This window comes from bacterium, assembly GCA_040753555.1.
Classification (GTDB): domain Bacteria; phylum UBA9089; class UBA9088; order UBA9088; family UBA9088; genus JBFLYE01.
Genome location: JBFMDZ010000220.1, coordinates 1 through 3,312 on the forward strand (window position 1 = coordinate 1; position 3,312 = coordinate 3,312).

The window sequence follows — 3,312 nt, forward strand, 5'->3', positions numbered from 1 at the left end:
TAATGGTTGTGGTTTCTCCCTCTAAGGGAACCTGGGGGTCAAAGAGGATTTCTGAAACAATAAGGTCAGGGGCTGCATCCTTGATTGCCCTTAAACAAAGGGCTGTGGTAAATGGGTCATTGTCCCAGCTTCCATTCTCTCTTTGGTTTTGAAGGATATCTTCCAGCAAATCCTTATCTCTGGTTGCTTGGTACATCAGGGCCTTTTCCCACAGGGTTTCTGGGGTTTGGGTTATCAGCCAATCTGATGCCTTATTGATTGGTTCTTCAAGGTAATAGTCTTTTCTGTATTGGTTTAGGGTAAGAATGGCAAGGGAGGTAAGATAAACATTGCTTTCCTGTAATCCAAATCCTCCATCGGTATTCTGATTGGCAAGAAGCCATAATAAAGCAGGTTCAATTACAGAATTATTGGTATAATTGGCAGATTTAAGGGCATTGAGGGAAAGGAGGGTGTCTAGGACAAAAGATTCTCCACCTTTGAAATCATATCCACTCCATCCACCATCATCGTTTTGGTAAGAAACCAGAAGGTTGATTAGCTCGCTAGTGTCTGTTCCAAAATTGGCTAATGGGATTATCTTGCGAGATAGATTACGGGTAAAGGTTGCAGGTTGGGTGCTAATCCAGCTAATGGCATTTAATGTGGTGGGGCTTCCAGAGAGAGCAAGATAGCATAAAGCATCTGCTACAATGCAGGTATCCCTGAAGACAAGATTTGGATATTCTGTTTCTGTTCCCCAAGAGCCATTTGGGTTTTGGGCGGCTATAAGCCATTCTACTCCCCGCTCAATTGCTGTCTGACTAATCGCCTGATTTGCCAGAAGCAATATTGCCACAATCAAACATTTCCATTTATTCATTTTTGTCCTCCTTAATCTAATGCTCCATTATAAATTTCATTTCATCTGGAATCTTGGCAAAGTCACATAAAACTATTATAATCACGCTTATTACTATAAATATCCAAAAAAATATAGTAAGTATTTTTCCTATTTTACTCATAGGAGTTATAAAAAATTCATATAAACCTACTAAAAACATTGCACCCACTAAAGTAAATAGAGGAACAATTAAAACTGCAATTATCCACAAGAATCCTAGCATCCTTGCTCCCATAATTGTTGTTGCTATAAAAATAGATGCTAATAAAATACCTTTAGCAAATCCCAAGGGTTCTAATTCACCTTTATCCATTTTTATTACATGGAAACTTATAACAAATCCCATACTTATTCCTATTAAAAGTAATATTCCGCCTATTATTTCTCTTACCACCATATATCCCATTGCAAATAGTTTTTATGTCTTATCCCAAAATCAATTATATATGGAATAACAAATGAGATAACAAAGCTCATAGACATTGAGATTAAAAATGATATTGCTACCCAATGAGGTCCTAAAAACCAACTCCCTACAATAAGCCCTTCAGAAAATACTGCAACACCAATAACAAACCAAGTAATCATTTTCTTCGCATCCTCAGAAAGTTCTTTTTCTGGAAGTTTGTTAATAACATCTATTGCAGAAATAATTGGAAGAAGAATGCTAATGATTCTTGCACCATATATTAAACGAAAGTCTGGAGGTATTTCTTCGTATGGTGCAAGCATTAGGGCTATGACTAACATTGTTTCAAAAAACCATTCCATTAATTTCCAATTTGCATCATTCGTTGTCCCTCCACCAGCCAGCCCTCCCGAAATCATATATGCCCCTGCTCCTGTATCTGGGTCAAGGATGATGTATCCTATGCCATTCCATCCATTATAGGTGATATTAGACCTGGGTATGGTTACAACCTTCCCGGCATTTATAGAATCTTGTAGATCAGATTTTACATCTGATGAAACCTGAAGAATAGGTAAAACTTGGGAGATATTATCTTTGGTAAGCTGATAAACAGGTATTCCTTGAGAATTTGCAATCTGCATTATTTTTACAGCCGAAACAGATTCTATCTTAAGCATCTGTTCAAAGATGCTATGCTCTAACATTGAACCATTCATCCCTGATTGAATGACATAGGTTGTTCTTTTGTTTAAATTACCATCTTTAGCAAATGGGCTTTCAAGGTCTCTATCAATATCAATGCTTAATCCTTCTAGGTTCACTTTCTCGGGTATTCCAAAAACATAGGAGGTGGAAAGATTGGTAAAGACCATTCCCTCTGAGGGGTATCTAATCGAGGATATGCCAAGCATTCTAGCAACCACCTTGTTTGTAGCATCAAGCTCACACCAATAGGTTTGGGCTATACCCCAGAGGAGCTCACCAAGGAGATCGTCAGGCAAAAGTAAGCCTTCGCCGGCATTGATCATATCAACAATTGCCTGAAGGTTTGCGTGGAGTTTTGCGATAAGCTCTCTTGGAATTTTCTGGAGGTCTATTCCCACAGCATAGTAAGCCCCTGCAGTAAGGTCATTGGTTATTTGCTCGGATGGGCCATTGGGTGAGGTAAATCCCATCGTGAATGATTGCTTTTCGCCAAGCATTATGCTAGAGCCTTCAAACTTTACCTTGCCATCTACCATAAACAAAGGCTTCATTTGGACAAGGTAAGCTGGGACATCTTCTATGCTACTATAGTTTTTGAGAAAGTTTCTATCTTCCTCGCTTGCACCAATGTATGATACAGTTATCCTCTTGCTTGCCAATTCAGGAAGGGAGGCAATATAGCTTGCCCCTTCTATGGTGAAGCTTACCTTATGCCTTAAGTTATCGGATATTTCAGAATATCTATTAAGAACAGAAATGGGTTTGTAAGGAAGTGAACCTAGAAGAAGGCCAAACTCTTGTTTAATTATCTTTCTGTATCCTAAGACATCAAAGAGGGTAGGTGTTCCTGGGAAATTAGCATCCAGATAATTGCTTAATTTCGCTAAATTTTCCTCCATCTTTTGTTTGATCAGCCCTTCATTTACCACCACCGAGCCATCAGGGTTTGTTGTAGATTGAGCCTTTACCTCATTATAGAAGGCTTGTCCATCAAACCCTATGGCAGAAGCAAGGTCAACCGCTTCTTTGTCTTCATATTGCTTAAAACTGGGATCGACAGGAATCCATATCTTTTGACCTCTCGATGTAACGCCTTCATCTGGCATATATGGGATATAAATCTCTGTCCAAACATGCTCCATCTGAATAGCCACGATCTTTCCACCAAAGGTGATAGCTTTTGAGGGGATGCCACCAGAGGCAAAGATTTGGGCTGCTGTGTATGGGTCTTTTACCCCAACCCAGTTCATTGCTTTTTCTATGGGAAGCTCTATTGTTCCATAGACATACCTGGCAGGGATATTTGCAGCTC

General features: G+C 39.3%; 3 protein-coding genes. All 3 read right to left on the bottom strand.

Annotated elements, in window-relative coordinates; translation table 11 throughout:
* A partial coding sequence (locus AB1630_11565; GenBank protein MEW6104430.1) for a prenyltransferase/squalene oxidase repeat-containing protein occupies positions 1-862 on the bottom strand: 862 nt, incomplete at its 3' end.
* A gap of 16 nt (positions 863-878) precedes the next feature.
* On the bottom strand, positions 879-1,280 hold the full coding sequence (locus AB1630_11570) for a hypothetical protein (GenBank protein ID MEW6104431.1): 402 nt from the start codon (positions 1,278-1,280) through the stop codon (positions 879-881).
* The coding region (locus AB1630_11575) for a hypothetical protein (protein MEW6104432.1) at positions 1,271-3,312 on the bottom strand (2,042 nt) is incomplete at its 5' end. The genes AB1630_11570 and AB1630_11575, both read right to left, overlap by 10 nt.